The 24,734-nt window shown below is 72.2% G+C and carries 20 protein-coding genes and 1 tRNA gene; 8 read left to right on the top strand and 13 right to left on the bottom strand.

Features of this window, described 5'->3' with window-relative positions; genetic code table 11:
* Positions 1-45 precede the first annotated feature (45 nt).
* Together ACN27A_RS22400 and ACN27A_RS22395 are read right to left on the bottom strand one after the other, a co-directional pair.
* Entirely contained in the window at positions 46-2,265 is a 2,220-nt protein-coding gene (locus tag ACN27A_RS22400) for a (Fe-S)-binding protein (protein WP_421458563.1), read from the bottom strand.
* Positions 2,266-2,648: 383 nt separating this feature from the next.
* Positions 2,649-2,912, bottom strand: coding sequence for a cell division protein CrgA (locus tag ACN27A_RS22395; RefSeq protein ID WP_151454344.1), 264 nt, complete (start codon positions 2,910-2,912; stop codon positions 2,649-2,651).
* A gap of 227 nt (positions 2,913-3,139) precedes the next feature.
* Here ACN27A_RS22395 and ACN27A_RS22390 point away from each other — a divergent pair, with 227 nt between their 5' ends.
* From ACN27A_RS22390 to ACN27A_RS22375, 4 genes are all read left to right on the top strand, one after another.
* Positions 3,140-3,946 (top strand): DUF881 domain-containing protein, encoded by an 807-nt coding sequence (locus tag ACN27A_RS22390; RefSeq protein WP_421456614.1) that lies wholly within the window; start codon positions 3,140-3,142, stop codon positions 3,944-3,946.
* A gap of 659 nt (positions 3,947-4,605) precedes the next feature.
* Positions 4,606-6,189: a class E sortase gene (locus ACN27A_RS22385; RefSeq protein WP_421456612.1), complete on the top strand. Its 1,584-nt coding sequence runs from the start codon at positions 4,606-4,608 to the stop codon at positions 6,187-6,189.
* A 2-nt stretch (positions 6,190-6,191) separates the two neighbouring features.
* The gene (locus ACN27A_RS22380) at positions 6,192-6,479 is read left to right on the top strand and encodes a hypothetical protein (RefSeq protein WP_421456611.1); all 288 of its coding nucleotides are present in this window, start codon (positions 6,192-6,194) and stop codon (positions 6,477-6,479) included.
* Between the two features lie 8 nt (positions 6,480-6,487).
* Entirely contained in the window at positions 6,488-7,138 is a 651-nt protein-coding gene (locus tag ACN27A_RS22375; protein ID WP_421456609.1) for an aminodeoxychorismate/anthranilate synthase component II, read from the top strand.
* A gap of 407 nt (positions 7,139-7,545) precedes the next feature.
* On the opposite strand, the gene ACN27A_RS22370 is transcribed toward ACN27A_RS22375, so the two are convergent.
* The 8 genes from ACN27A_RS22370 to ACN27A_RS22335 are packed head-to-tail and all read right to left on the bottom strand — an operon-like array spanning position 7,546 to position 17,356.
* The gene (locus ACN27A_RS22370; protein WP_421456607.1) at positions 7,546-8,388 is read right to left on the bottom strand and encodes a SanA/YdcF family protein; all 843 of its coding nucleotides are present in this window, start codon (positions 8,386-8,388) and stop codon (positions 7,546-7,548) included.
* Between the two features lie 8 nt (positions 8,389-8,396).
* Positions 8,397-10,202 carry a Stk1 family PASTA domain-containing Ser/Thr kinase gene (gene pknB, locus ACN27A_RS22365; protein ID WP_421456605.1) on the bottom strand — a complete coding sequence of 602 codons (1,806 nt, stop codon included), beginning with the start codon at positions 10,200-10,202 and terminating at the stop codon, positions 8,397-8,399.
* A complete protein-coding gene (locus ACN27A_RS22360; protein WP_421456603.1) occupies positions 10,199-11,617 on the bottom strand; it encodes a protein kinase domain-containing protein in 1,419 nt (472 codons plus the stop codon). Before ACN27A_RS22360 ends, pknB begins: the two co-directional genes overlap by 4 nt.
* A 1-nt stretch (position 11,618) precedes the next feature.
* Positions 11,619-13,124, bottom strand: coding sequence for a peptidoglycan D,D-transpeptidase FtsI family protein (locus tag ACN27A_RS22355; RefSeq protein ID WP_421456601.1), 1,506 nt, complete (start codon positions 13,122-13,124; stop codon positions 11,619-11,621).
* Complete coding sequence (locus ACN27A_RS22350) at positions 13,121-14,611, bottom strand: FtsW/RodA/SpoVE family cell cycle protein (RefSeq protein ID WP_421456599.1); 1,491 nt, start codon at positions 14,609-14,611, stop codon at positions 13,121-13,123. Before ACN27A_RS22350 ends, ACN27A_RS22355 begins: the two co-directional genes overlap by 4 nt.
* A gap of 25 nt (positions 14,612-14,636) precedes the next feature.
* Entirely contained in the window at positions 14,637-16,079 is a 1,443-nt protein-coding gene (locus ACN27A_RS22345; RefSeq protein WP_421456597.1) for a BofC C-terminal domain-containing protein, read from the bottom strand.
* Positions 16,076-16,561, bottom strand: a complete 486-nt coding sequence (locus tag ACN27A_RS22340; protein ID WP_121397334.1) for an FHA domain-containing protein FhaB/FipA — start codon at positions 16,559-16,561, stop codon at positions 16,076-16,078. Before ACN27A_RS22340 ends, ACN27A_RS22345 begins: the two co-directional genes overlap by 4 nt.
* 6 nt (positions 16,562-16,567) lie before the next feature.
* Positions 16,568-17,356 (bottom strand): FhaA domain-containing protein, encoded by a 789-nt coding sequence (locus ACN27A_RS22335; protein ID WP_088996759.1) that lies wholly within the window; start codon positions 17,354-17,356, stop codon positions 16,568-16,570.
* Between the two features lie 226 nt (positions 17,357-17,582).
* Between ACN27A_RS22335 and ACN27A_RS22330 the strand changes: the two genes are divergently transcribed.
* The 3 genes from ACN27A_RS22330 (at position 17,583) to ACN27A_RS22320 (ending at position 19,653) form a co-directional block, all read left to right on the top strand.
* Positions 17,583-17,668, top strand: a tRNA-Leu gene (locus ACN27A_RS22330).
* 66 nt (positions 17,669-17,734) lie between these two features.
* On the top strand, positions 17,735-18,850 hold the full coding sequence (locus tag ACN27A_RS22325; RefSeq protein WP_421456594.1) for an NAD-dependent epimerase/dehydratase family protein: 1,116 nt from the start codon (positions 17,735-17,737) through the stop codon (positions 18,848-18,850).
* A complete protein-coding gene (locus ACN27A_RS22320; RefSeq protein ID WP_311410021.1) occupies positions 18,847-19,653 on the top strand; it encodes a WecB/TagA/CpsF family glycosyltransferase in 807 nt (268 codons plus the stop codon). The genes ACN27A_RS22325 and ACN27A_RS22320 overlap by 4 nt, the downstream gene beginning before the upstream one ends.
* 136 nt (positions 19,654-19,789) lie before the next feature.
* Here ACN27A_RS22320 and ACN27A_RS22315 read toward each other — a convergent pair whose 3' ends face one another.
* Positions 19,790-21,388: a peptidase gene (locus ACN27A_RS22315; RefSeq protein WP_421456592.1), complete on the bottom strand. Its 1,599-nt coding sequence runs from the start codon at positions 21,386-21,388 to the stop codon at positions 19,790-19,792.
* A gap of 206 nt (positions 21,389-21,594) precedes the next feature.
* Complete coding sequence (locus tag ACN27A_RS22310) at positions 21,595-23,454, bottom strand: S8 family peptidase (protein WP_421456590.1); 1,860 nt, start codon at positions 23,452-23,454, stop codon at positions 21,595-21,597.
* 218 nt (positions 23,455-23,672) lie between these two features.
* On the opposite strand from ACN27A_RS22310, the gene ACN27A_RS22305 reads away from it, so the two are divergent.
* On the top strand, positions 23,673-24,272 hold the full coding sequence (locus ACN27A_RS22305; RefSeq protein ID WP_421456588.1) for a hypothetical protein: 600 nt from the start codon (positions 23,673-23,675) through the stop codon (positions 24,270-24,272).
* Here ACN27A_RS22305 and ACN27A_RS22300 read toward each other — a convergent pair.
* A complete protein-coding gene (locus ACN27A_RS22300) occupies positions 24,240-24,647 on the bottom strand; it encodes a hypothetical protein (RefSeq protein ID WP_311410018.1) in 408 nt (135 codons plus the stop codon). The genes ACN27A_RS22305 and ACN27A_RS22300 overlap by 33 nt on opposite strands.
* Between the last annotated feature and the right edge of the window lie 87 nt (positions 24,648-24,734).

Genomic DNA, 24,734 nt, shown 5'->3' with positions numbered 1-24,734 from the left:
CCCCGGGAGGGGTGCCGCCGCCGTCAGGCGTCGCAGGGGTACGCGTCAGCCGGCCACCGGCGCCCGCTCGGTGTCGCCCGGCGCCTGCTCGGGCTTGACGGAGCGGAGCAGCACGCTGGCCACGTCGACGACCTCGACCTGCTCGCCGGCGCCCTTGCCGTTCACCCCGTCGTTGAGCATCGTCGAGCAGAACGGGCAGCCGACCGCGACCGTCTTCGCCCCGGTGGACATGGCCTCCTCGACCCGGTCCACGTTGATCCGCTTGCCGATCTTCTCCTCCATCCACATCCGGGCGCCGCCGGCGCCGCAGCAGAAGGAGCGCTCGCTGTTGCGGGGCATCTCGATGAGGCCGCCGTCGCCGCTCGCGCCGTCCCCGCCGGCGATGGCGCTGCCGAGCACCTCACGCGGCGGGGCGAAGACCCGGTTGTGCCGGCCCAGGTAGCAGGGGTCGTGGTAGGTCACGCCGCCGTCGACCGGCTGCACCGGGGTGAGCTTGCCGGTGGCGACCAGGTGCGCCAGGAGCTGGGTGTGGTGGACCACCTCGAACTCGCCGCCGAGCTGGCCGTACTCGTTGCCGAGGGTGTTGAAGCAGTGCGGGCAGGTCGCGACGATCTTCCGCTTGCTCTTCTCCCGGCCCTCGAACGCCTCGTTGAGGGTCTCGACGTTCTGCTGGGCGAGCATCTGGAAGACGAACTCGTTGCCGATGCGGCGGGCCGGGTCGCCGGAGCAGGTCTCGCCCTCGCCGAGGATCGCGAACTTCACGCCCGCCTCGTTGAGCAGCGTGGCGACCGCCCGGGTGGTCTTCTTGGCCCGGTCCTCGAACGCTCCGGCGCAGCCGACCCAGAAGAGGTACTCGAAGTCGTCGACCTCGCCGACCCGCGGCACCTCGAAGTCCAGGCCCTTGGTCCAGTCCTCGCGGGTGTTCTGCGGGGCGCCCCACGGGTTGCCCTTGTTCTCCAGGTTGCGCAGCATCACGCCGGCCTCCGACGGGAAGCTCGACTCGATGAGCACCTGGTAGCGGCGCATGTCGACGATGTGGTCGACGTGCTCGATGTCGACCGGGCACTGCTCGACGCAGGCGCCGCAGGTGGTGCAGGACCAGAGCACGTCCGGGTCGATGATGCCGCCTTCCTCGGCGGTGCCGATCAGCGGCTTCTCGGCCTCGGCCAGGGCCAGCACGTCCATGTGGGCGAGCTGGGCGGCGGTGGCCTTCTCCTCGCCGGTCAGGTCCTTGCCGCCGCCGGCCAGCAGGTACGGCGCCTTCGCGTACGCGTGGTCGCGCAGGCTCAGCACCAGCAGCTTCGGCGACAGCGGCTTGCCGGTGTTCCAGGCCGGGCACTGCGACTGGCAGCGGCCGCACTCGGTGCAGGTGCTGAAGTCCAGCAGGCCCTTCCAGGTGAACTGCTCGACCTGGGCGACGCCGAACTGGTCCTTCTCGGGGTCGGCCTCCTCGAAGTCCAGCGGCTTGCCCTGGCTGGTCATGGGGCGCAGCGCGCCGAGGCCGGAGACGTTGGCGCCCGGGTCGCGCTTGAAGAAGATGTTGAAGAAGGCCAGGAAGCGGTGCCAGGCGACGCCCATGGTGACGTTCAGCGAGATCACGATGAGCCAGGTCATCGAGATGACGATCTTGATCAGTGCGGCGACGCTGACGCCGGCCGCCCAGTTCGGCAGCACCCCGCCGACGGCGTGGCTGAGCGGGGCGGCCCAGACCGGGTACTCGAAGTGGTCGGTGGCGACCTTGAAGCCCCGGATGACGAAGCCCATGATCAGTACGGCGAGGATGATGCCTTCGACGAAGTAGCCCTGCCACATGGTCGAGCCGGTGAACCGGGACTTCCCGCCCGGCCGGGTGGGCCGGTTGCGGAGCCGGATCGCGATCAGCACCAGGATGCTGACGATGCCCAGGATCGCGAGCCACTCGGTGACCAGCCCGTAGATCGCCCAGTTGCCCACCAGCGGCAGCCCGCCGGTCGGGGAGACGACCTCGAAGTACGCCTCCAGCACCAGCAGCGACAGCACGATGAAGCCGACCATCACGAACCAGTGCGCCGCGCCCACCACGCTCCAGCGGAGCATGCGGGTGTGGCCGGCGGTCTCGGCCAGCATGGTCTTCGCGCGGGTGCCCGTGTCGCCGAAGCGGGTCGGGTCCGGCTGACCCAGCCGGATGACGGCCACCATCTTCATGACCGCGCGTACCGCAAGCCACACCGCCACGGCGGTGATGGCGAACGCGAGGATCGTGGTGACGATCTGGACGCTGCCCATCGAGTTGGCCTCCCCGGTCTGCTGCCTGTCGAGCGGCTCGGCGACCGGGGCCCGGGTCAGGGCACGACCGGCGAGCAACAGCTGCCGCACCCTCGACCGGACCGGTCGATGACCTCGCTCCGCTCGGTCATGCAGTGCAGCCTACGCGCAAGGTTACCCAGGAGTAACGTGAGTCATCTCGCACCGGGCCGCGCCGCCCTGCGCACACCTTAGGGCGAAGACACCCCCACCGCCGGGTAGGGGCTCCACCGAGTGACATGGATTGCCACGCCACCGGCCCGGAACCGGACGGCGCCGACAGCAGGGCCGACCGCGCCCGGACGACCCCGCCGCCGGACCGGCGGCGGGGTGCGGCGCTCAGCGCCGGCGGCAGAGCAGGACGCTCAGCGCCAGCGGGAGAGCAGGATCAGGGAGGCGACCATCGCGCCGAAGCCCACCGCGAGGTTCCAGTAACCCCACGACATGACCGGGTACTCCTGCTCGGAGAGGTAGTAGATCACCAGCCAGCCGATGCCGAAGACGATCAGGGCGACCGCCGAGACCGGGAGCCACACCGGGCTAGGCTTGCGCGTCGCCGCCGTCGCCGTCGGACGGACGTCCGTCGGCGGGGTGTACACCTTCTTCTTGCGAACCTGAGACTTGGGCACGACGCTCTCCAGAGGGGTTACGACCTCGTCCGGCCTGACAACCGGGCGCGGGGGCGACGGTCCATGGCCAATAATGTTCGACAGCTAGCGTAGTCCCGAAGGCCCGTCCAATCCACGAATGGGGCGAGGCCAGTGCACGGAGTGACCGAAAAAGGCGGGACTGTTCGGGTCGCCGCGGCGGCTCGCGCCTCCGCGGGCTGAACCAGACGACGGGGAAGGAACGCTCGGTGGAGTACACATCCGGCGCGGCCTCCTGGCAGAAGGTGCTCCGGCGGGCGGTCGCCGGGCTGCTGCCTCGACGCCCACGGCAGCGACGGCCGGGCTGGTCGATCGGGGTGCCGCTGATCGCCGCCGCGGCCGGGCTGCTCTTCACCACCACGGCGACCACCGCGGGCGGCACCGCCCTGCGCGAGGACCGCCGGCCCCAGCTCAACCAGTTGATCGAGGACCGGCGCGCGGAAGTGGCGGCCAGCGAGCGGCGGGCGTCCGACCTGCGCGCCGAGGTCGAGGGCCGCACCAACGCCCTGGCCAGTTCCGACGGGCCGATCAGGGAACAGCAGGACCGGGCCGCTGCCAGCCGGGCGGACGCCGGTTTCACCGCGCTCGCCGGCTCCGGGGTGACGGTGGAACTCGACGACGCGCCCCGGCGCAACGACGGCACGCTGCCCGCCGGAGCCACCAACGACGACCTGGTCGTCCACCAGGGAGACGTGCAGGCGGTGGTGAACGCCCTCTGGGCGGGTGGCGCCGAGGCCATGTCCATCATGAACGTCCGCGTGCTGTCGACCAGCGCGGTACGCTGCGTGGGTAACACCCTGCTGCTGCACGGCCGGGTGTACTCCCCACCATTCAAGATCGTAGCAATCGGCGATCCCGCTGCCCTGCAGCAGGCCCTCGCCGACTCACAGGGAGTCCGGTTGTTCAGGGACCTGGTCGACGACTACAAGCTCGGTTACAAGGAGACCGTCTCCTCGGTGACCGTGCCGGCGTTCGAGGACTCGACCACGCTGCGCTCGGCGACGGTGCCCAGGTGAACCGCGTACCGGACGACCGGCCCGAGGACCGCGACGCCCGTCACTGCGACCAGGACGACGGGCCGACCGCCTTCCTGCCCAAGGTCGACCGGCCCGGGCCCGCACCAGCCCGCCCGGCCCCGGCCGGCGCCTGGCCGGAGCCCACGCTCCCGCCCCGCTCCCCGGCTCCCCGTCCGCCCCACGGGCCCGACCCGGCCGCCGGTGACGCTCGCGCGCCTGCCGGCCCCTCCGCCGGATGGTCGCGCGCCGCGCCCGACCCGACCCGCCCGGCACCGGAACCCGGTCGTCCCGCGAACCTCGGCCACTTCCCACCGAGCGCCGAGCAGAGCCGCTCCGCCGGCAGCCCCGCTCGGCCCACCGAGCCCGGCCGTCCCGGTCCGGCGGACCACGGCCGCCCCTGGCCCGCCAACTTCGGGCGGCCCGGCCCCGCCGACGCCGACCGGCGCGCCCCTGCCGACCCCGGTCGCCCCGGCCCTGTCGAGCCCGGTCGCTCCGGTCCTGCCGGCCCTGGCCGCCCCGGTCCTGCCGGCCCTGGCCGCCCCGGTCCTGCCGACTTCAGCCGCGAGGAGACCAGGGACTTCGGCCGCCCTGGGCCCGCCGAATTTGACCGGCACGGGTCCGGCTTCGACCGGCGCGGGTCCGGCGATCTCGGCCGCCCGGTGCCTTCGCGCTACGACCGGCTCGCTGACCTCGACCGCTCCCGGCCCGTCGATGCCGATCGTTCCCGGCCCGCCGACTTCGACCGGCGTGGAGGCGGCGACTTCGACCGACCCGGCCCTGCCGGCTTCGGTCGGCCGGAGCCCGCCGGAGCCGATCGCTATCGGCCGGCCGACCTCGACCGCTCCCGGCCCGCCGACCTCGACCGCTCCCGGCCCGCCGACCTCGACCGCTCCCGGCCCGCCGACTTCGACCGGCGCGGTGGCGGCGACTTCGACCAACCCGGCCCTGCCGGCTTCGGTCGGCCGGGGCCCGCCGACCGTCGGCCGGAGCCCGCCGACCTCCACCATGCCAGCCCGACCGATCCCGGCCCGTCCGCCCGGGCCGGTGCCGGCGGGTCGCCGCCGTGGCCCGGTCCCGGCCCGGTCCGGCCGGCCGCCCCGCCGCACCCCGCGTCGCCGTCCGACGATCTCCGGCTGCCGGGCGCCACCGGGGCCTCCGGTCCCGGCGGCGAGCGCTCCGTCCGCCCGCCGGTCGATCGGGCCGCCGCCAGGGAAGGCCGGCCGGCCGGCGACGCGCCGACCGCCTTCATCCCGAAGGTGGGCGCGTCGGCCAACGGCCCGTCGACCCCGGTCTCCCCGGCCGGCCCCGGTCCCGACGTCGATCCCGGGGCCACCGCCCTGATCCCGGCCGTCTCCGGGCGTACGCCGACCGCCCCGGCCGCGCTCGTCGAGTCGACCGCACTGATGGGCGCGGTGCCGCGTCCTCCGAAGACGGACGAGCCGGAGGGCTCCGACACTCCCGCCGAGCAGCCTCGGCCACGCCGGGGCGAGCGGGTGGTCCAGCTCCGCCCGGAGCAGACCGGTGAGGGCTACAAGAGCGTCTACTCGGAGCTCACCCGGCCGTCGCTGGGCTCCCGGCTGCGTACCGGCATCCGGGTCAGCGGCGAACTGCTGATCACCTTCGGCCTGGTTGTGCTGCTCTTCGCCGGCTACGAGGTGTGGGGCAAGTCGGCGATCGTCGACGCCCACCAGAACGACCTCAGCCAGCAACTGGCGCAGGCCTGGGGCCCCGAGGGCGACCCGACGGTGGCGCCGTCGGCCAGCGCGTCCGCCAAGCCGAAGCCGCCCGTGCAGGGCAAGCCCATCGCGGGGCTCTACATCCCCAAGCTCGACAAGAACTGGGTCGTCGTCGAGGGCGTCACCCAGAAGGACATCCGGTACGCGCCGGGCCACTACCCCTCCAGCGCCCTGCCGGGCCAGGTCGGCAACTTCTCCGTCGCCGGGCACCGCAACCGGGCCACCTTCTGGCGGCTCGACGAGCTGAACGACGGGGACGCCATCGTGGTGGAGGGCAAGACCGACTGGCACGTCTACAAGGTGACCCAGAGCCGGATCGTCAAGCCCACCCAGGTCGAGGTCGTGGCGCCCGTACCGGGCAAGCCCGGGCAGAAGCCGACCAGGTCGATGCTCACCCTGACCACCTGCAACCCGAAGTTCGACAACTACCAACGCCTGATCATCCACGCCGAGCTGGCGCGCAGCCAGCCGAAGTCGGCGGGGCGCCCGGCGGAACTGGGGGCCTGACGGTGTACGGCTGGATCTGGCGCAAGCTGCCCTTCGGGCTGCCCGGCAAGCTCGTCGGCAGCCTGCTGATCACCAGCGCGATGGTGGCCCTGCTCTGGTACGTGGTGTTCCCGTGGGCCGAGCCCCTGCTGCCCTTCGACGACGTGCAGGTCACCCAGGACGCCGGCGATCCCGGCGGCGACTCGGTGCCGGGCGGCGGGGAGAGCGACGACGCCCCGCCCGGCGACGAACACGACCTGCCGTACGACACCGACCAGAACAACACCCCTCCCGCCTCCCCGGACGAGTGAGCCCCTTGATGCGTGTCCTGGTGATCGACAACTACGACTCGTTCGTCTTCAACATCGTGCAGTACCTGGGCCAGCTCGGCGTGGACTGCGACGTCCGGCGCAACGACGAGATCGAGGTCGCCGAGGTGGGCAGGGTCGGCGCGGCCGGCGTCCTGCTCTCGCCCGGCCCCGGCAGCCCCGACCGCGCCGGCATCTGCCTCGACGTCATCCGCGCGTACGCGGGCGAGCTGCCGATCTTCGGCGTCTGCCTGGGTCACCAGGCGATCGGTGAGGCCTTCGGCGCCACAGTGACCCGCGCCCCCGAGCTGCTGCACGGCAAGACCTCCGAGGTGCGCCACCACGGCGTCGGGGTGCTCGCCGGCCTGCCGGACCCGTTCACCGCCACCCGCTACCACTCGCTCGCCGTGCTGCCGGAGACGCTGCCCGAGGAGCTGGAGGTCACCGGCTGGACGGGTTCCGGGGTGGTGATGGCGATGCGCCACCGTACGCTGCCGATCGAGGGCGTCCAGTTCCACCCGGAGTCGGTGCTGACCGAGGGCGGTCACCTGATGCTGGCGAACTGGCTCGCCGCCTGTGGTCACCCGGAGGCGCTGGAGCGGGCCCCGGCGCTGGCCGCCGAGGTGGACGCGCGCCGCCGCGCCGCCTTCGCCACCGCCTGACCAGCAGTTCCTCTTACGCGGACCGAAGGCTGCATCCCGTCAGAACACAAAGAACCCCGCGACGTACGGCGCGAGGAGTGCAGCGACGCACGCTGGCCAGTACCGGGATCCCGGACCACCTGTCCTGCGGCGCATCTACCGGTTGAGCAGCCCCCAGCCCGCTGTGGAGGCCGATCAACTTCCTGCCCGTACTGCTGCGCTGCGTCGCTGGTGCCGCTGAGCCTGGCTGGTGGCGAACGACGGGCGGGGGGGGATCCCGAGCCGATGCGCATCGTAGATGCTCAGGTAGGCGGCCGTCGAAATGAGGTAGTGGCGATCTTGGAGGGGGTCTCACACCAACGCTTGTCGCTGTTGTTCATGGACACGCCGTCGACGATGCCCGGTTGGATGCAGTGGTTGCGCCAGGATCAGCCGCGTAGCGCGTCCTGGACCGCCGGGTCGGCGGGCGAGCGGACGGCCGGCGGCCTGCCCCGGACCGCGTCCCAGGCCGCCTTGCCGCTGGCGAAGTAGTCGCGGACGGCCTTGCCGACGAGCAGGACGGGTCCGCAGCCGGCACAGCGGGCGGTCACCCCGTCGACGTCGAGGCCGAGGTGCCGGCACAGCGTCACCGCGCGGGACAGGTGGTAGGACTGGGTCACGATCAGGGCCCGCTCGACGCCGTACACGTCGCGGGCCCGGGCGCAGGTGTCGTAGGTGTCCAGGCCGAACGGGTCGGCCACGACGCGACGAGGATCGACGCCGAGCCGCTCGGTCAGGTGGGCGGTCATCGCCGCCGGCTCGTCGCCGGACGTGCCGCCGCCGTCGCCCGACACGAGGACCACCCGGGCCCGCCCGCTCTTCACGAGCGCGGCGGCGGTCTCCAGGCGGCCGGCGAGGCGGTCACCCGGCTGACGGCGGTCCGCCGCCACCGCCGTACCCAGGACGATCACGACGTCGGCGGCGGGTGCGTCGGCCTCGTCGTACAGGTGGCCGCGGGCGGCGGTCGTCGTCCAGAGCCAGGGAATGCTGGCCAGGAGCAGCGCCGCCAGGCCCAGGATCGCCGCGCGGATCAGGCGTCGCCGCCACCGGCTCGCCCGGTCCGCCGCGCCGGTCGCCGGCCGCCCGTCGTCGTCGGCCGGCGGAGGCTGCTGCCCGGCGGCATCGGAAGACCGCTGCCCGGCGGCGTCGACAGGGCCCTGACCGACGGCATCAGAAGGCCGCTGACCGGCGGCGTCCGCAGGGCGCCGCCCAGCAGGGTCCCCCGCGCTCACGAGCGGGGTCAGCGCTCGGGCAGGCGGATCGGCGGGGTGGTCGGCAGCGGGAAGCCCCCGCCGCCGCCGTCACCGGGGGTGGTCGGCGTGGCGCTGGGCGTCGGGCTCGCCGAATCGGTGGGCGTCGGCTCGGCCTGCGGCACGGTGACCACGATCGTCACGGTCTTGCCCCTGGCGAGGTTGCTCCCGGCCGGCGGGGTCTGCGACGTCACCTGGCCGGCCTCCTCCGGCGGCACCTCGCGGCCCCGCTTGACGTCGACCCGGTAGCCCGCCTCGTCCAACTCCTCCTCGGCGTCGTCCTCGCTGGAGCCGACCACGTTGGGCACCTTGCCGACGTTGCCCCTGGAGACGGTGAGGGTGACCGTGCTCTTCGCGGCGACCTGCTTGCCCTCATCGGGCGACACCGCGAGGACGATGCCCGCCTTCTCGGCGTCGTCCTTCTCCTTCTTGTCCACCTTGAAGCCGGCCGCCTCCAGCCGGTTCTTCGCGCCCTCGAAGGTGGAGCCGACGAGGTCCGTCGGGATGGCCTTCATCTCCACGCCGCCGCAGACCCGGACGACGACATCGCGGTTCGCCTCCAGGAGTGAGTTGGCAGGCGGGTCCTGGTTGACGACCTGGCCCTTCTGGCAGGTGCCGAAGACCTGGTCGCCCTCCTTGGGCACCAGGTTGGCCTGCTCGATCCGGGCGAACGCCTCCTGCTGGGTCAGGCCGGTCACCGTGGGGACCGTGGCCCGGTCGTCGCCGTCGCGCTGGCTCAGCAGGGCGGCGGCGAGGGCGATCACCGCGAGGACGCCCACCGCCGCGAACGTCGCGATCAGCCAGGAGGACGCCTTGCGCCGGCGCGGGTCGCCGACCCGGGCCGGCATCTGCCGGGTCTGCGGGGCGCCGGGGGCGCCCGCGTAGCCGGCGGCGGCCGGGGCGAGCTGCGTCGTCTCCTCCTGCGGCAGCACCGGGGTCGCCATCACCGGGCGGCCGGCGGCCGCGCGGAGCAGGTCGGCCCGCATCTCGCCGGCGCTCTGGTAGCGGTTGAGGGGGTTCTTCGACAGTGCCTTGAGCACGATCGCGTCGACCGCGGGGTTCACGTCCGGGTTGATGTCGCTCGGCGTCGGGGGCGTCTCCCGCACGTGCTGGTACGCCACGCTGACCGGGCTGTCGCCGACGAACGGGGGATGCCCGCAGACCAGCTCGAAGAGCACGCAGCCGGCGGCGTAGACGTCGGAGCGGGCGTCGACCGCCTCGCCCCGCGCCTGCTCGGGCGAGAGGTACTGCGCCGTACCGATGACCGCGCTCGTCTGGGTCATGGTGGTGGCGCCGCTGGCCAGCGCCCGCGCGATGCCGAAGTCCATCACCTTGACCTGGCCGGTCTGGGTGAGCATCACGTTGCCGGGCTTGATGTCGCGGTGGATGATGCCGTGCCGGTGGCTGAACTCCAGGGCCGCGCACATGTCGGCGCAGATCTCCAGCGCCCGGCGCGGCTGGAGCCGCCCCTCGACGCCCAGCACCTCCTTGAGGGTCCGCCCGTTGACGAACTCCATCACGATGAACGGCAGCGTCTCGCCGGTCGGCGCGGTCTCCTCGCCGGTGTCGTAGACGGCGACGATCGCCGGGTGGTTGAGGGACGCCGCGTTCTGCGCCTCCCGGCGGAACCGCATCTGGAAGGTGGCGTCCCGGGCGAGGTCGGTCCGGAGCATCTTGATCGCGACGTCCCGACCGAGCCGGAGATCGCGACCGCGGTGCACCTCGGCCATGCCGCCGTAGCCGAGCAGCTCGCCGACCTGGTACCTGCCACCGAGCAGGCGGGCCTGCGCTGTCATCGCGTCTGTCGTCCTTCGCTCGTCGTCTCGTCGCTGCCCGACCGGGGCAGTTCCTGTCGACGGTACGACGTTCCGGTCGGATCGTCGCGTCCGTCGGGCCACAGCGCGCCGGACGTCACCGTCGGCGGAGTGCCCGCGCTCGACTTCGTGTTTTCCCGCAGGCTGTAGGAAATCACGCCGGAGCAGACGAGGACCAGCACGGCCACGAGGATGGCGAGGAACACCATCCCGGGCCGGGACCGCTGCCCACCCGGCTGGTGCGCCGGCGGGACGGCGTGTCCCGCGTACGACATCGGTCGGGCCTGCGGCACTGGCGCCGCGCCGCGCGGGTAGCCCGTCGGCGCCATCTGCGGGTGCTGGACGGGCGCGGCGGGCGCGACCGAGGTGGGGCGGTGCGGCGCGGCGGGCGGCCGGGTGTTCGCCACGGGGGGCCGGTGCGCCGCCATGGGCGGACGCGGCGGCTGCGCGGCGACGTTCGGCGGCCGGTGCGGCGGCGACACCGGCGGGCGCGGCGGCGGCACCTGGGCGCGGCCGGGCGGGCCGGCCGGCGACGCCGGGGCGGCGGAGATGGGCTGACCTGCCGCCCGGGCCTGCTGGGAGAGCTGGGCCTTGAGCTGACGGGCGACCCCGGCCAGCGTGGCGGCGCTCGGCCAGCGTGCCGCCGGGTCCTTCGCCAGGGCCCGCTCGACCACCGCCCGGACCTGCGGCGGAATGTCCGCCGGCAGCGGACGGGGCGTCTCCCGCACGTGCCGCATGGCGATGTCGAGGGGATTGTCACCCTCGAAGGGGCGTCGGCCGGCGAGGCACTGGTAGGCCACCACACCGAGCGCGTAGACGTCGGACGCGGGCGTGGCGACCCCGCCGGTGGCCTGCTCCGGGGAGATGTACGAGGCGGTGCCGAGCACCGAACCGGCTGCGGTGAGCTGGGCGACCAGCTCCGACCGGGCGATGCCGAAGTCGGTGAGCACCAGGGTGCCGTTGGGCCGGACCAGCAGGTTTCCGGGCTTCACGTCCCGGTGCACGATGCCCTTCACGTGCGCCGCGTGCAGCGCGTCGGCGGCCTGGGCGACGAGCGCCATCGTGCGGGCCGGGGTGAGCCGGCCGACCCGGGCCAGGGTGGCGGACAGGGCGTCGCCCTCGACGTACTCCATGACCAGGAAGGCGATCTGCTGGTCGTTGCCGAAGTCGTAGACGTCGACCACGCCCGGGTGGTTGATCGTGGCCATGGTGCGGGCCTCGCCCCGGAAGCGCTCGGCGAAGTCGGGATCGTCGAGCAGCGCGGGGAGCAGGCTCTTGACCGCGACCGTACGGCCGAGCACCTGGTCGGTGCCGCGCCAGACGTCACCCATGCCACCGCTGGCGATCCGCTCGTCCAGGCGGTAACGGTTGCCGAGCTGCACCCCGGGGCTCAGCATGTCAGCGGCCCCCCGGGTCGGCGATGGCGGCGCGCATGATCTGCCCGGCGATCCGGGCCGCCTCGGCGCTGCCGCCCGGGCCGGCCTGCTCCAGCATCACGCAGACCGCCGAGACCGGCGTGCCGTTCTTGTCCAGGGCGAAGCCGATGAACCAGCCGTGGTCGGGCCGATCGGGCGCCGACTGGGCGGTGCCGGTCTTGCCGCCGACCGTGTAGCCCCTGAGCTGCGCGTTCGTGCCGGAGCCGTTCTCGACCACGCTGACCATCATGTCCCGCAGGTCCTTGGCGACCTGACCGCTGACCGGCTGCCGCAGCTCCCTGGGCTTCGCGGTGTAGTAGCTGGTGGTGCGGTCCGGGGCGAGCAGCTGGCGGACCAGGTACGGCCGCATCTGGCTGCCGCCGTTGGCGACGGACGCGGCGATCAGGGCGCCCTGGAGGGGGGTCATCCGCACGTTGTTCTGGCCGATCGAGGACTGCGCCAGCGCGGCCGGGTCGGTGCTGCCGTCCGGGTTCTGCATGTCGCCCGTCCGGCTCGCCGCCACCGGGTGGCCGGCCTCGTTGAGCTGGCCGACGGTGAGGTCCTCCTGCTCGAAGCCGAACTGCCGGGCCTTCTCCTTGATCTTGTCGGCGCCGAGCCGGACGCCCATCTGCGCGAAGCCCGTGTTGCACGACTCGGTCACCGCGTTGATCAGGGTGACCTCGTCCTCGGGGCAGATCGACGGGGCCGCGTTGCGGATCGGCGTGCCCGAGGTCGGCGGGGTCCAGCTGGCCCCGGCCGGGATCCTCGTCTGCTGACCGACGCCGCTCTCCAGCGCCGCGGCGGCCACCACGATCTTGAAGGTGGAGCCCGGGGGCAGCACCTCGCCGAGGGCCCGGTTCTTCAGCGGGCCCGCCGGGTCCTGCTCCAGCTTGTTGTACGCGGCCGTGGCCTCGTTGGTGCTGTGGCTGACCAGCGGGTTGGGGTCGAAGCTGGGCATCGAGACCAGCGCCTGCACCGCCCCCGTACGCGGGTCGACGGCGATCGCCGCGCCCTTGGCGGCGTCGACCCGGTTGTTCCGCAACTGCTCGAACGCGGTGTTCTGGGCGCCCTTGGAGACCGTCAGCAGGACGTTGCCGCCGCCGGACTGGTCACCGGTGAACATGTCCTTGACCCGGTTGGCGATCAGCGCGTCGCTGGTGCCGGCCAGGAAGTCGTTCTCGAACTTCTCGATGCCGGTCTCGGCGAGGTTGACCGGCTTGTAGCCGAGGATGTGGGCGTACCTCGCCCCGCCCGGGTAGGCGCGCTGGAACTTCAGCTCGCCGTCGGTCTCCTTGCTGAGCGCGAAGGCGGTGCCGCCGGCCTCGATGTTGCCGCGCCGGCGCTCGTACTCGGCGACCTGGACCCGACCGTTGTAGTCGCTGGTGCGGTACTCGTCGGCCTTGTATGCCTGGATCCAGTTCAGGTTCGCGAAGAGCAGGCCGAAGAGGACCATGACGACGACGCCGACGCGGCGCAGGGGTGCGTTCACGGCCTGATCACCTCCGTGGGGGCACCGTGCAGCTGCTCCGGCGGACCGCCGGACGGTCGGGCCGCCTTGCCGCCGGCGCCGGTGACGGGCCGGCGGGCGCCGTCGGAGATCCGGAGCAGGGCCGCGATGAGCAGCCAGTTCGCCATCAGCGAGGAACCGCCGGCGGAGAGGAACGGGGTGGTCTGACCGGTCAGCGGGATGAGCTTGCTGATCCCGCCGACGATCACGAAGACCTGGAGGCCGAGGGTGAAGGCCAGGCCGCCGGCCAGCAGCTTGCCGAACGAGTCCCGCACCGCAAGCGCCGCGCGCAGCCCCCGCTCGACGATCAGCAGGTAGACCACGAGCAGGGCGGAGAGGCCGAAGAGGCCGATCTCCTCGCCGATGCCCGCGAAGATGAAGTCGTTCTGCACCTCGGGCAGCAGGCCGGGCTGGCCGCCACCGGGACCCGCGCCGAACAGGCCGCCCGTGCCGAGCGCGAGCAGGCCCTGCACGAGCTGGTAGCCGTCGTTGTAGGGGTCGGCGAACGGGTCCAGCCAGATCTGCGCGCGCAGGTAGAAGTTGGCGAACGGCCCGCCGACCACGTCGCCGAGCACGTACGCCAGGTAGACGCCGCCGAAGAAGAGCACCAGACCGATGAGCAGCCAACTGACCCGCTCCGTGGCGATGTAGAGCGTCACCACGAACATGCCGAAGTAGAGCAGCGAGGTGCCCAGGTCCTTCTCGAAGACGAGGACCAGGACGCTGACCAGCCAGACCGCGACCACCGGGCCCAGGTCCCGCCCGCGGGGGAAGTCGATGCCGAGGAACCGGCGGCTCGCCAGCGACAGCACCTCGCGCTTGCGCACCAGGTAGTAGGCGAAGAAGACCAGCAGGGCCAGCTTGGCGAACTCGCCGGGCTGGATGGAGAAGCCCCCGACCCGGACCCACAGCTTCGCGCCGTTGATCTCGGAGAACCGGCTGGGCAGCACGGCCGGGATCATGACCAGCACGATGCCGGCCAGCCCCAGCGTGTACGCGTAGCGGGACACCGAGCGGTGATCGCGCATGAGCGCGAGCAGGCCGGCGGCGAGGACGACCGAGGCGAGCGTCCAGGCGAGCTGCCGGCCGCCCGTGCCGGCGAAGATGGCCAGGTCCTCCCGCTCGGCGGGTGCCGCGCCGCCCAGGTCGAGGCGGCGCAGGAAGCCCACCCCGAGCCCGTTGAGCAGGGCGACCGCCGGCAGCAGGGCCGGGTCGGCGAAGGGTGCCAGGAACCGGATCACCAGGTGCAGGCCGAGGAACACGGCGGTGAGCGCCGCGGCCGGCATCCAGAAGTCGGCCGTGACCGTGTCGAGCACCTTCGCCTCGACCATCGCCCCGTACGCGGCCACCAGCACCATGGCGACCAGCAGCAACGACAGCTCGGCGTTGCGCCGGGACCGGGCCAGGCGTACGCCGGGCTGCTCGCCCGTGGTGGCGGGCGAGGATGCCGGAATGGCCGCTGCGGTCACGGAACGTCCTCGGATCGAGCCGCGCCTACTCCGGCGACCGGCACGCGGCGGGGTCGAGCGCCGGCGAGTCGGTGTCGGAGGGCGGGGCGTCGGGCGTGGTGGTCGGCGCGGCCGGCGTGCTCGGCCGGCCGCTGACCGGGGCGCTCGCACTCGCGCTGACGGTCGGAGCGGGCGACACCGGGACGGAGGTCGGCGTCGGGACGGTGGTGACGGCCGCGGCGCTCGGACTCGGGCTCGGCGGGCAGATGGGCTTCAGGTTCGGGTTCATCGGGTCGTCGCTGGTCAGCTCGGCCAGTCGACGCTCGGCGTCGGGCTCGCTCTTGGCCGGGATGCCCTGCTTGACCTGCTCCTGGGCGGCCAGCGTCAGGTCCTCCAGGTCCGCCGGGCTCTTGGAGTGCACGGTCGACAGGTTCATCCCGGCGATCTCGCCCTGGATGCCCCGGAAGACCGCGACCTGGCCGTTCTCGGTCGCGCCGACGTAGTACTGCCGCTGGGTGTAGCTCCAGCCGCCGAAGACCGCGCCGCCGACGAGGACCAGCAACGCCACCGAGATCGCGGCGGCCCGCACCGGCCGACGCCTCGGGCGCTCCGACTCGTCGTCGGCGCCGGCCATCGGTTCCTCCGGAACGGGCGGGCGCGGCGCGGAGAGGGCGGAGGCGCGGGCGGCCGGCGTGGACACGTCGGCGGAGGTCGCCATGCCCCGGTCCCGGGCGGCGGCGCCGCCGACGATCGGGCTCGCCTCGACGATGTCCTGGTCGGTGGCGTCGGCGATGATCACCGTGATGTTGTCCGGTCCGCCGCCGCGCAGGGCGAGCTGCACCAGCCGCTCCACGCACTGCTGCGGGTCGGTGTACTCGCGCATCGTCTCGCCGATGGTGTCGGCGCTGACCACACCCGAGAGGCCGTCGCTGCAGATCAGGTAGCGGTCGCCGGGGAGCACCTGACGGACGCTGTATTCCGGGTCGATGTCGCGGCCGTCGAGCGCCCGGGTGAGCAGCGAACGCTGGGGGTGGCTGCTCGCCTCCTCGGCGCTGATCCGGCCCTCGTCGACGAGCATCTGGACGTACGTGTCGTCCTTGGTGATCTGCGCGAACTCACCGTTGCGCAGGAGATAGGCCCGCGAGTCACCGATGTGGACCATGCCCAGCTTGCTGCCGGAGAAGAGGGTCGCGGTGAGCGTGGTGCCCATCCCCTCCAGCTGGGGGTTGGCGTCCACGGTGTCGCGGAGCTGCTGGTTGGCGGTGCCCACGGCCGAACGCAACGCATCGACGAGGGCGTCACCTGGGACGTCCTCGTCGAGCGGCGCCATGGCACCGATGACGATGTTGCTGGCGACGTCACCGGCGGCCATGCCGCCCATGCCGTCGGCGACGGCGAGAAGCCGCGGCCCGGCGTAGACGGAATCCTGGTTACCGTCTCGGATCAGACCGCGGTCGCTGTGGGCCGCATAGCGCAGGGTCAGAGTCATGGCCGTAATTCGAGAGAAGTGCGGCCGATCCGGATCGGCACGCCGAGGGGGACGGGGGTTGGTCCGGTGACCTTAGCGCGATCCAGGTACGTGCCGTTAGTCGAGCCGAGGTCCTCGACGAACCACTGGCCGTCGCGCGGCACCAGACGGGCGTGCCGCGCCGAGGCGTAGTCGTCGGTGATGACGAGGGTCGAATCCTCCGCCCGGCCGATGGTGATCTGCGCTTCGCCGAGGGTGATCCGGGTCCCGGCAAGTTGACCGGCGGTTACCACGAGCTGGTGGGCCGCCCTGCCCCGCTTCGCCTTCGTCGGTTTCGCCGCCTGCCCGAGCGAGGCGCCGACGGCCCGGGGGGCGGCCACCAGCCGGCCCGACCGGGCGCCCGCGAACAGGTCCCGGCGGATCACGCCGACCACCGTGAACACGAAGATCCACAGCAGGATGAGAAACCCGAACCGGGCGACGGTGATGACGAGCTCCGGCAAGGCGGGTCAGCCGTCCACGCGGAAGGTCAGCGTCGTGGTGCCGAGCTGGATCATGTCGCCGGGATTGAGCGCGACGGCGGAGACCCGCTGGCCGTTGACCATGGTGCCGTTGGTCGACCCCAGGTCGGTCAGCACGACCTGACCACCGTCGAAGTCCAGCCGGGCGTGTCGTCGCGAGATCCCGACGTCGGGCAGGCGCAGGTTGGCCTGGTCGCCGCGGCCGATCACGGTCGAGCCCATCTGGAGGGGGTAGGTGCGCCCGTCGCCGGAGACCAGCCGCACGTTGCGGCCGCCGCCGTGGCCGGGCGGAGGACCGTAGCCGCCGCCCTGGTCGTAGGCCGGGTAGGCGGGCGGGCCCGCGTCGTAGCCGGGCGCCGAGACCGGGGCGACCTCGCCGCCGGTGTAGACCTCGGCGGTGACCCGGAACATCCCGGTGTCCAGCCCCTCGCCGCGTTCGATCTCGACGATCACGTCGCCGTAGACCGTCCAGGCCTGCTCGCCGATGAACTCCGCCTGCGACTGGGCCAGCTCCTGGGCCAGCGCGGCGGCGTACGGCGCCAGACGACTGTGGTCGTAGGGCGAGAGATCGATCACGTAGCGGTTGGGCACCAACGTGCGCCCACCGGCCAGGATCGCCTTGTGCGCCTCGGCCTCCCGCTGCATGGCGTTGAGGATCTCCACGGGGTGGACCACCCCTTTGAAGACCTTGGCGAAGGCCCCCTCGACCAGGCCTTCCAGACGCTTCTCGAAGCGTTGCAGCACGCTCACCGGCTCCTCCTCGGGTCCCGAGGACATGATGGTATCCGGCCGGCGCGCGCGCAGCTCACACGCCGCTCGGCCGTCTGACGGCGGCCCGTTCGGACGGGCCGATAATGCCGTGCTACTCTTTCGTCCGCCACGAACGGTAACCGCTCCTCGGACGGTAACCGATCGTCGCAACGACCACGGACCGGCTAGGATGTCCGGGGCCCGCTGGAGACAGCAGGTCCGGCACAGACTACAGTGTTCGAGGTCAAGCCACGGGGAAGTGGCGGAATGGCAGACGCGCACGGTTCAGGTCCGTGTGCCCGAAAGGGCGTGGGGGTTCAACTCCCCCCTTCCCCACCAATACGCGAGGGCTCCGCAGCGATGCGGGGCCCTCGCGCCGTATCGGGGCGTGCCGTACGTCACGCTATGCTCCGATGGTTTCTGCCTCCGATGGACCAGGAGTGGCGTGTGAGTGTCGCGTTCGTGACCGGGTCGGGCGGTCTGATCGGCTCCGAGGCGGTCCGGCACTTCGCCGGCCTCGGTCTCGAGGTCGTCGGCATCGACAACGACATGCGGCAGGAGTTCTTCGGCGCGGAGGCGTCCACCGCGTGGAACGTCCGCCGGCTGACCGACGAGCTGGGGTCCGCGTACTCGCACCACAGCATCGACATCCGCGACCGGGCCGCGCTGGCCAAGCTGTTCAAGCGGTACGGCACCGACGTCGCCGTGGTGATCCACACCGCCGCCCAGCCGTCGCACGACTGGGCGGTGCGCGACCCGTTCACCGACTTCGACGTGAACGCCGCCGGCACGCTCAACGTCCTGCAGAACGTGCGCGAGCACTGCGTCGAGGCGCCGCTCATCCACTGCTCCACCAACAAGGTCTACGGGGACCGGCCGAACAGCCTGCCCCTGGTCGAGCTGGAGACCCGCTGGGAGATCGAGCCGGGGCACGCGTACGAGCAGGGCATCCGCGAGGACATGTCCATCGACGCCTGCCTGCACTCGATCTTCGGCGCCTCCAAGGTGGCGGCCGACGTCATGGTGCAGGAGTACGGCCGCTACTTCGACATGCGGACCGCCTGCTTCCGGGGCGGGACGCTGACCGGCCCGGCGCACTCCGCGACGGAGCTGCACGGCTTCCTCGGCTACGTGATGCGCGCCAACATGGAGCGCCGCACCTACAAGATCTTCGGCTACCAGGGCAAGCAGGTCCGCGACGCCATCCACAGCTCGGACGTGGTCAGCGCGTTCGAGGCGTTCTTCCGCAACCCGCGCTCGGCGGCCGTCTACAACCTCGGCGGCGGCCGGCACTCGAACACCTCCAACCGCGAGGCGTTCGCGCTCGCCGAGCAGATCACCGGCCAGGAGATGGTCACCGAGTACGTCGAGGCCAACCGGATCGGCGACCACAAGTGGTGGATCGGCTCGAACGAGGCCTTCCAGGCCGACTACCCCGAGTGGAAGCAGGTCTACGACGTGCCCATGATCATGCGCGAGATCTACGAGGCCAACGTGGACAAGTGGGTGCCGGGCGCATGACCGGCAGGGGCAAGCGGAACGTCCTCGGGGTCCTGGTCGACGCCACCGACTACGCCGAGGCGACCGAGCAGGTGGTGGCGGCGGCGCAGGAGCGCCGACCGCTGGCGCTGACGGCGCTGGCCGTGCACGGCGTGATGACCGGGGTGCTCGACCCGGCGCACAACGCCCGGCTGAACTCCTTCGACGTGGTCACCCCCGACGGCCAGCCGGTGCGCTGGGCGCTCAACCTGCTGCACGGCGCGGGGCTGACCGACCGGGTCTACGGCCCGAACCTGACCCTGCACGTGCTCGCCCGCTTCGCCGACGAAGGGCTGCCGGTCTACCTCTACGGGTCGACCGAGGAGACCCTGGCCCGGCTGATCCCGGCGCTGGAGCGGATGTTCCCGGCGCTGAAGATCGCCGGGGTGGAGCCGTCCAAGTTCCGGGCGGTGCAGCCGGGCGAGGACGTGGAGATCGCCGACCGGATCCGGTCCAGTGGGGCCCGGCTCGTGCTGGTCGGGCTGGGCTGCCCGCGCCAGGAGGTCTTCACGTACGCCATGCGACCGCTGCTGGACATGCCGCTGATGGCGGTCGGGGCGGCCTTCGACTACCACGCCGGCCTGCTGCGCCAGCCCCCGCCGTGGATGCAGCGGGCGGGCCTGGAGTGGTTCTGGCGCCTCGGCCTGGAGCCCAAGCGGCTCTGGAAGCGCTACGTGATCCTCAACCCGGCCTACCTGACCCGGCTCGCCGGCCAGAAGACGGGGCTGTGGAAGGCGAAGCCGCCCGCCCCGGCCACGGAGCGCCCGGCCAGCTTCTCGGTCTGAGAACGCGGTGGCCGTGGAAGCAAGATCCGATCCGGCTCCGCCTGTCCCTTCGCGCGGGCGTAGCTGAACACGCACCACCAGGCAGGTGGTGGGCTTGAGCTTGAGGCCCACCACCTGCCCTTGTGCGGATGCGGGGTCAGTCCCGCGGCAGCTGCAACACCAGTCGGCGACGACGGAACAGCACGATCAGCACCGCCCCGAGCGCGAGCACCGCAGCACCCGCACCCGCGAGAAGCCCGGCCGGTGCGCCGGTGACCGGCAGGCCGCCACCGGAACCGCCGCTGTCCGTGGTGATGACGATCCGGGCGGTGTTGTTCGGCGGATAGGACTCGTTGGACCCGACGACGACACTGCGGGCGTGGATCGTGCCGTCGGTGCCCGGCTCTGACTTGATCTTCAGTTGAACGGTTGCCGTGATCCTGCCGTAGCCGGAGGCGACAGCCGGGAACTCGCTCTCGAAGTTGCAGCGCAGCTTCGCCGACTCCGGCAGCGACTCGTGTTCGGTGCCGTCGGTGTAGCACCACTCGGCCGGCAGCAGCACGGTCCCGGTCGGCGCGGTGATGACCACTGACGGGCCGCCACCATCGGACGGGCCGTTGTTGACGACCTCGTACGTGAGGTCGACGGTCTGCCCGACGGCGCCCTTGACGGCCGGGGCCGTGACCGCGAGGTCAAGGGTGTTTCCCTTGCTCCAGAACGCGAAGTCCGCAGTGTTGTCCGATTCGTCGAGTTCCCGTCGCGTGCCGACGTCGCCCTTCGCGGCCTTCGCCTGCTGCTTGCGCACGGCCTCCGCGAACGACGGGCCGGTTCCTTCGGTACGGGCGGCCTTCTTCGCCCCTCGCGCCTCTTCGGCAAGGGCCACCTCGACGAGACCGTGGTGCTCCAGCGGCCCCGGCAGGTTTCGGCCGAAGGTGATGTTGAACAGCGACTTTCCTGTCGCGTAGTCGAACAGCAGCAGGTCGTGCCCGGGTTCCAGGGTCAGTGGCACGGCGCAGCTGACCTCGCCCGGCCCGTAGACGTAGGGCTGCCCGGTGTCCTTCGGATAGAAGTCCGTGTAGGTGCAGTCGCTGTACCGCTCGACGAACGTGGCCCCGGTGGGGACGATGACCCTGAGCGTGAAGTCGCTCGCGGCCGTGTCGCCCTCGTTCGCGACGCGTCCGTGCAGCGGGACGACATCGCCGGGGCCGACCGGATTGTCCCTGCCGTTCAGATTCCGCGCGGCGGCGACCAGGTCGGGACCGGACGGGCTCACCGTGACCGGGAACGACGTGGTGTTGTCGCCCGGGGACATGTCGTCCTCTGCGCCGGCGATGGTGACGGTGACCGATCCCGCGTCGCCGGGGGAGGCACCTTGGCGGCTGGCCAGCGACAGCGGGCTCAGGTGCGTGACCTGGCCGGCCTGAAGAACCCCGATGGCACAAGTCACCTTGGCATCGGCGAGCTTGCAGGAGTCGGTCCAGTCCGGCACCGAGACGGTGACCGAGTCCGCGACCTTGCTCAGGTCCAGCGTCACGGTCACCGCGGTGGCGGTCGCACCGCCGTAGTTGTAGACGTACATGCCGACGTAGGTGCCGCTGTTGTCGATCTCGGCAACCGGGTCACGGTCGAACGAGACAGACAGGTCAGGCAGCGGATCTGCGGCATGGGCGGCGGTCGGGGCACCAATTGTCGCGACGGTTGCCAGTACGGCCGCACCTGCCGCGACGCGAGACCAGACCCCGGGCTTATGTGTCATTTTCTCTCCGGTCAATTGACATCGGTGCCGCACTCTAGCCTGCGATCCCGTGCGGAAACCTTGGCCGATCGTGCAGAGATCATGACGAGTGGGTACCGCGCGCCAGCGCGGGCCCCGGCCGAACGTCGGCTGGGGCCCGCGAGTACAAGGAAGGGCCCCTTCCTATCGCATACGCAATCGGAAGGGGCCCTTCCTTACACCTCAAATCAGAGGGTGAGGGTCCAGGTGTTCAGGTAGCCGGTGTCGCCCGAGTAGACGTCGCGCACCCGCAGCTGCCAGGTGCCGTTCGCCGCCTCGCTCGACAGGTTCGCCGTGTAGGTGGCGTTGATGTTGTCCGCGCCGTCGAAGAAGCTGCTGTTCTTCAGCCGGTAGGCCGAGCCGTCCGGCGCGACCAGGTCGATGACGACGTCACCGCGGTAGGTGTGCACGATGTTCACCGCGACGGTGGAGGCCGACGAGGCGTTGCGGGCGCAGCCGGCGATCACGATCGAGCTGCTCACCGCGACGTTCGTGTCCGGGATCGCGAGGTCGGTGCCGTTGGTGCCGGAGCAGCCGCCGCCGGTGCCGGTGACCGTCAGCGAGTAGGTGGCGGTCCTGCTGCCCGAGGCCGCGGTGCCCGTCACGGTCACGGAGTAGGTGCCGGCCGGCGTGCTCGCCGAGGTGCTGATGGTCAGCGCCGACGAACCACCCGAGGTGACGGTGGCCGGGCTGAACGAGGCGGTCGCCCCGGACGGCAGCCCGCTCGCCGAGAGGCTCACCGACTGGGCGGAGCCGTTGGTGGTGGCGGTGGCGACCGTGGCGGTCACCGAGCCACCCGGCGCGGTCGAGCCGGACGTCGGCGAGACCGAGACGGAGAAGTCGTTGGTCGGCGGCGGGGTGTCGCCGTTGACGACGTAGAGCAGCTTGTTCGGCGAGCCGGTGCCCGGGTTGGTCACCACGTTGCTGGTGGCGTTGTTCACCAGGTAGTCGCGGACCTGCTGCGGCGTCCAGGCCGGGTTGGCGCTGGCCACCAGGGCCGCCGCGCCGACGACGTGCGGCGTCGCCATCGAGGTGCCGCTGATCGTGTTGGTCGCGGTGTCGCCGGTGTGCCACGCCGAGGTGATCGACGAGCCGGGCGCGAAGATGTCCAGGCAGGTGCCGATGTTGGAGAACGACGACCGGGCGTCGGTGTTGGTCGTCGAGCCGACGGTGATGCCCTCGGCGGTCCGGGCGGGCGAGGTGTTGCAGGCGTTGCCGCCGGAGTCGTTGCCCGCCGCCAGGCCGTAGCTCACGCCGGAGTTGATGGAGTTGCGCACGGCGGTGTCGAGCGAGGCGTTCGCGCCGCCGCCGAGGCTCATGTTGGCCACGGCCGGCTTGACCGCGTTGGCGGTCACCCAGTCGACGCCGCCGATGACGCCGGCGTTCGTGCCGCTGCCCTGGCAGTTCAGCACGCGTACGCCGACCAACTGGACGCCCTTGGCCACGCCGTACGCCGAACCGCCGACGGTGCCGGCGACGTGCGTGCCGTGCCCGTTGCAGTCGTCGGCCGAGCCGCCGTCGACGGCGTCGTAGCCGGAGACCGCCCGGCCGCCGAAGTCGCTGTGGCTGAACCGGATGCCGGTGTCGATGATGTAGGCGTGCACGTTGCTCGCCGTGTTCGGGTACGTGTAGGAGCTGTCCAGCGGCAGTGCGCGCTGGTCGATCCGGTCCAGGCCCCACGTCGGGTTGGTCTGGGTGCCGGCGATGGAGACCGTGTGGTTCTGCTCGACGTACGCCACGGCGGGGTCCGCGGCGATGCGGGCGGCGGCCCTGGCGTCGACCCGGACCTCGAAGCCGCGCAGGGCGGCGCCGTAGGTGCGGGCGACCGCGCCGCCGTGCCGGCCGACCAGCCGCTGCGCGGTGTCACCGACGCTGCTGCGGGCGACCGAGCTGTCCTTGAAGACGACGATGTAGCTGTCGGCCACGGCGGTGGCGCCGCCAGCGGCGCGGATCGTGCCCACCGGTTCGGCGGCCATGGCGGGCGTGGCGGTGGCCACCATGGCCAGCGCGGCCACCCCGACGAGTACGGACCTGCGTGGAAGACCCATCTTCTACTCCCTCCGACCGGCACCGACCGTCCAACTGTTCGAGACGAGTGAATCGATGAATGCCGATCAAGCTGAGGGTAGGGGGGCGCAAACAGGAATTCAAACATGTCGACTTCCCCATACCACCGGAGGGATGACCCCCTAGGGGCGGCGGCTGCGGGACGAACCGGGGACCTGCCCGGATTCACGGTCGTCGAAAACGGGCAAGGCTGTCGGTCATGGAGATTCACCTGACCGTGCTGCTGTCGCTGGCCGCCGTCTGGCTCGTCGCCGGCTGGCTCGCGGACGGGCTGCCCCGGCTGGACCACGCCCGGGCCCTGCGCCGGCGTACCGGATGGGTGCTCGCCCTGACGCTGACCGGCCTGGGCCTGACGGCCGCCGTGCTCGGCGCGGGGCTCTCCAGCGCCGGCGCGACCCCCGCGGACCGGGCGGCCGCCGGCCTCACCCTCGCCGCCGCCCCCGCGCTCGTGGTCGCGGCCTGCACGGTGCGCCGGGTACGCCGGCTGCGGGCGGGCGCGGGCGCGCTCTCGTCGGCCCCGGGCACCCCGGCGCCGCACGGCCTGCGGGCCTCCGCCGCGCACCCACTGATCGGGCTCCCGGTGCAGGTCACCGGGCTGGCGATCCTGCCTGCGGTGGCGGTGGCGAGCGCCCCGGACCTGCTCTCCGGACCCGGTGTGGCCGGGCCGGCGGTCACCCTGGGCGTGCTGGGCGTCGCCGCCATCGGCGTACGCCACGCCCTGCGGCACAGCCGGCTCGTCGAGCGGGCCGTGCCGGTACGGCCCGCGTCACCGCGAGCGGCCGGGGCCCTGCACGTATAGCAGTTCCAGGATCGCCCGGGTCGCCTCGAACCAGCGGTCGAGCCAGCCGGGCGGCGGGACGCTGCCCTTCGGCGGCAGCTCCATCAGCAGCCCGCGCAGCAGCGGATGGTCGACAAGCGACTCGGGCGGCTCCACCGACCAGTTGCCGGGCGGGAACGACGGCTCGGTCAGCGGGTTGGGGTCCAGCGAGGGCAGGGAGAGCGGCGGACCGGGCTGCTCCGGCGGCGCGGCCGGGCTCTCCCGGCCACCCATCTCGGTGTCGGTCGACACCACCTCGGTGAGGACGGTGTCCCGCCGCGCCCCCCGGTACTTGCCCCCGAACCGTTCCGGCTTGCCCGGCCCGTTGGTGAGGTTGTCCGAACCGATCGTCGTCATCCGTCTCGCCTGCCTCGCTCGGTTGCCGATCCCGGCGGCGGCTCGTCGACCACCGCCGTGCCGAGGGGTACAACGACACGGGACCCG

The sequence above is a fragment of the Micromonospora sp. WMMD737 genome (assembly GCF_049179055.1).
In the GTDB taxonomy this organism is placed as follows: domain Bacteria; phylum Actinomycetota; class Actinomycetes; order Mycobacteriales; family Micromonosporaceae; genus Micromonospora; species Micromonospora reichwaldensis.
Note: the sequence above shows the minus strand (reverse complement) of the source record. Positions and strands in the feature narration are given on the sequence as shown.

What these genes read in the sequence shown, in the direction of transcription:
- ACN27A_RS22335 (WP_088996759.1), bottom strand. Translation starts at nt 17,356, where the DNA reads ATGTCCTCGGGACCCGAGGAGGAGCCGGTGAGCGTGCTGCAACGCTTC.
- ACN27A_RS22315 (WP_421456592.1), bottom strand. Translation starts at nt 21,388, where the DNA reads ATGACACATAAGCCCGGGGTCTGGTCTCGCGTCGCGGCAGGTGCGGCC.
- ACN27A_RS22320 (WP_311410021.1), top strand. Translation starts at nt 18,847, where the DNA reads ATGACCGGCAGGGGCAAGCGGAACGTCCTCGGGGTCCTGGTCGACGCC.
- ACN27A_RS22325 (WP_421456594.1), top strand. Translation starts at nt 17,735, where the DNA reads ATGCTCCGATGGTTTCTGCCTCCGATGGACCAGGAGTGGCGTGTGAGT.
- ACN27A_RS22375 (WP_421456609.1), top strand. Translation starts at nt 6,488, where the DNA reads ATGCGTGTCCTGGTGATCGACAACTACGACTCGTTCGTCTTCAACATC.
- pknB (WP_421456605.1), bottom strand. Translation starts at nt 10,202, where the DNA reads ATGACAGCGCAGGCCCGCCTGCTCGGTGGCAGGTACCAGGTCGGCGAG.
- ACN27A_RS22360 (WP_421456603.1), bottom strand. Translation starts at nt 11,617, where the DNA reads ATGCTGAGCCCCGGGGTGCAGCTCGGCAACCGTTACCGCCTGGACGAG.
- ACN27A_RS22310 (WP_421456590.1), bottom strand. Translation starts at nt 23,454, where the DNA reads ATGGGTCTTCCACGCAGGTCCGTACTCGTCGGGGTGGCCGCGCTGGCC.
- ACN27A_RS22345 (WP_421456597.1), bottom strand. Translation starts at nt 16,079, where the DNA reads ATGACTCTGACCCTGCGCTATGCGGCCCACAGCGACCGCGGTCTGATC.
- ACN27A_RS22305 (WP_421456588.1), top strand. Translation starts at nt 23,673, where the DNA reads ATGGAGATTCACCTGACCGTGCTGCTGTCGCTGGCCGCCGTCTGGCTC.
- ACN27A_RS22400 (WP_421458563.1), bottom strand. Translation starts at nt 2,265, where the DNA reads ATGGGCAGCGTCCAGATCGTCACCACGATCCTCGCGTTCGCCATCACC.
- ACN27A_RS22300 (WP_311410018.1), bottom strand. Translation starts at nt 24,647, where the DNA reads ATGACGACGATCGGTTCGGACAACCTCACCAACGGGCCGGGCAAGCCG.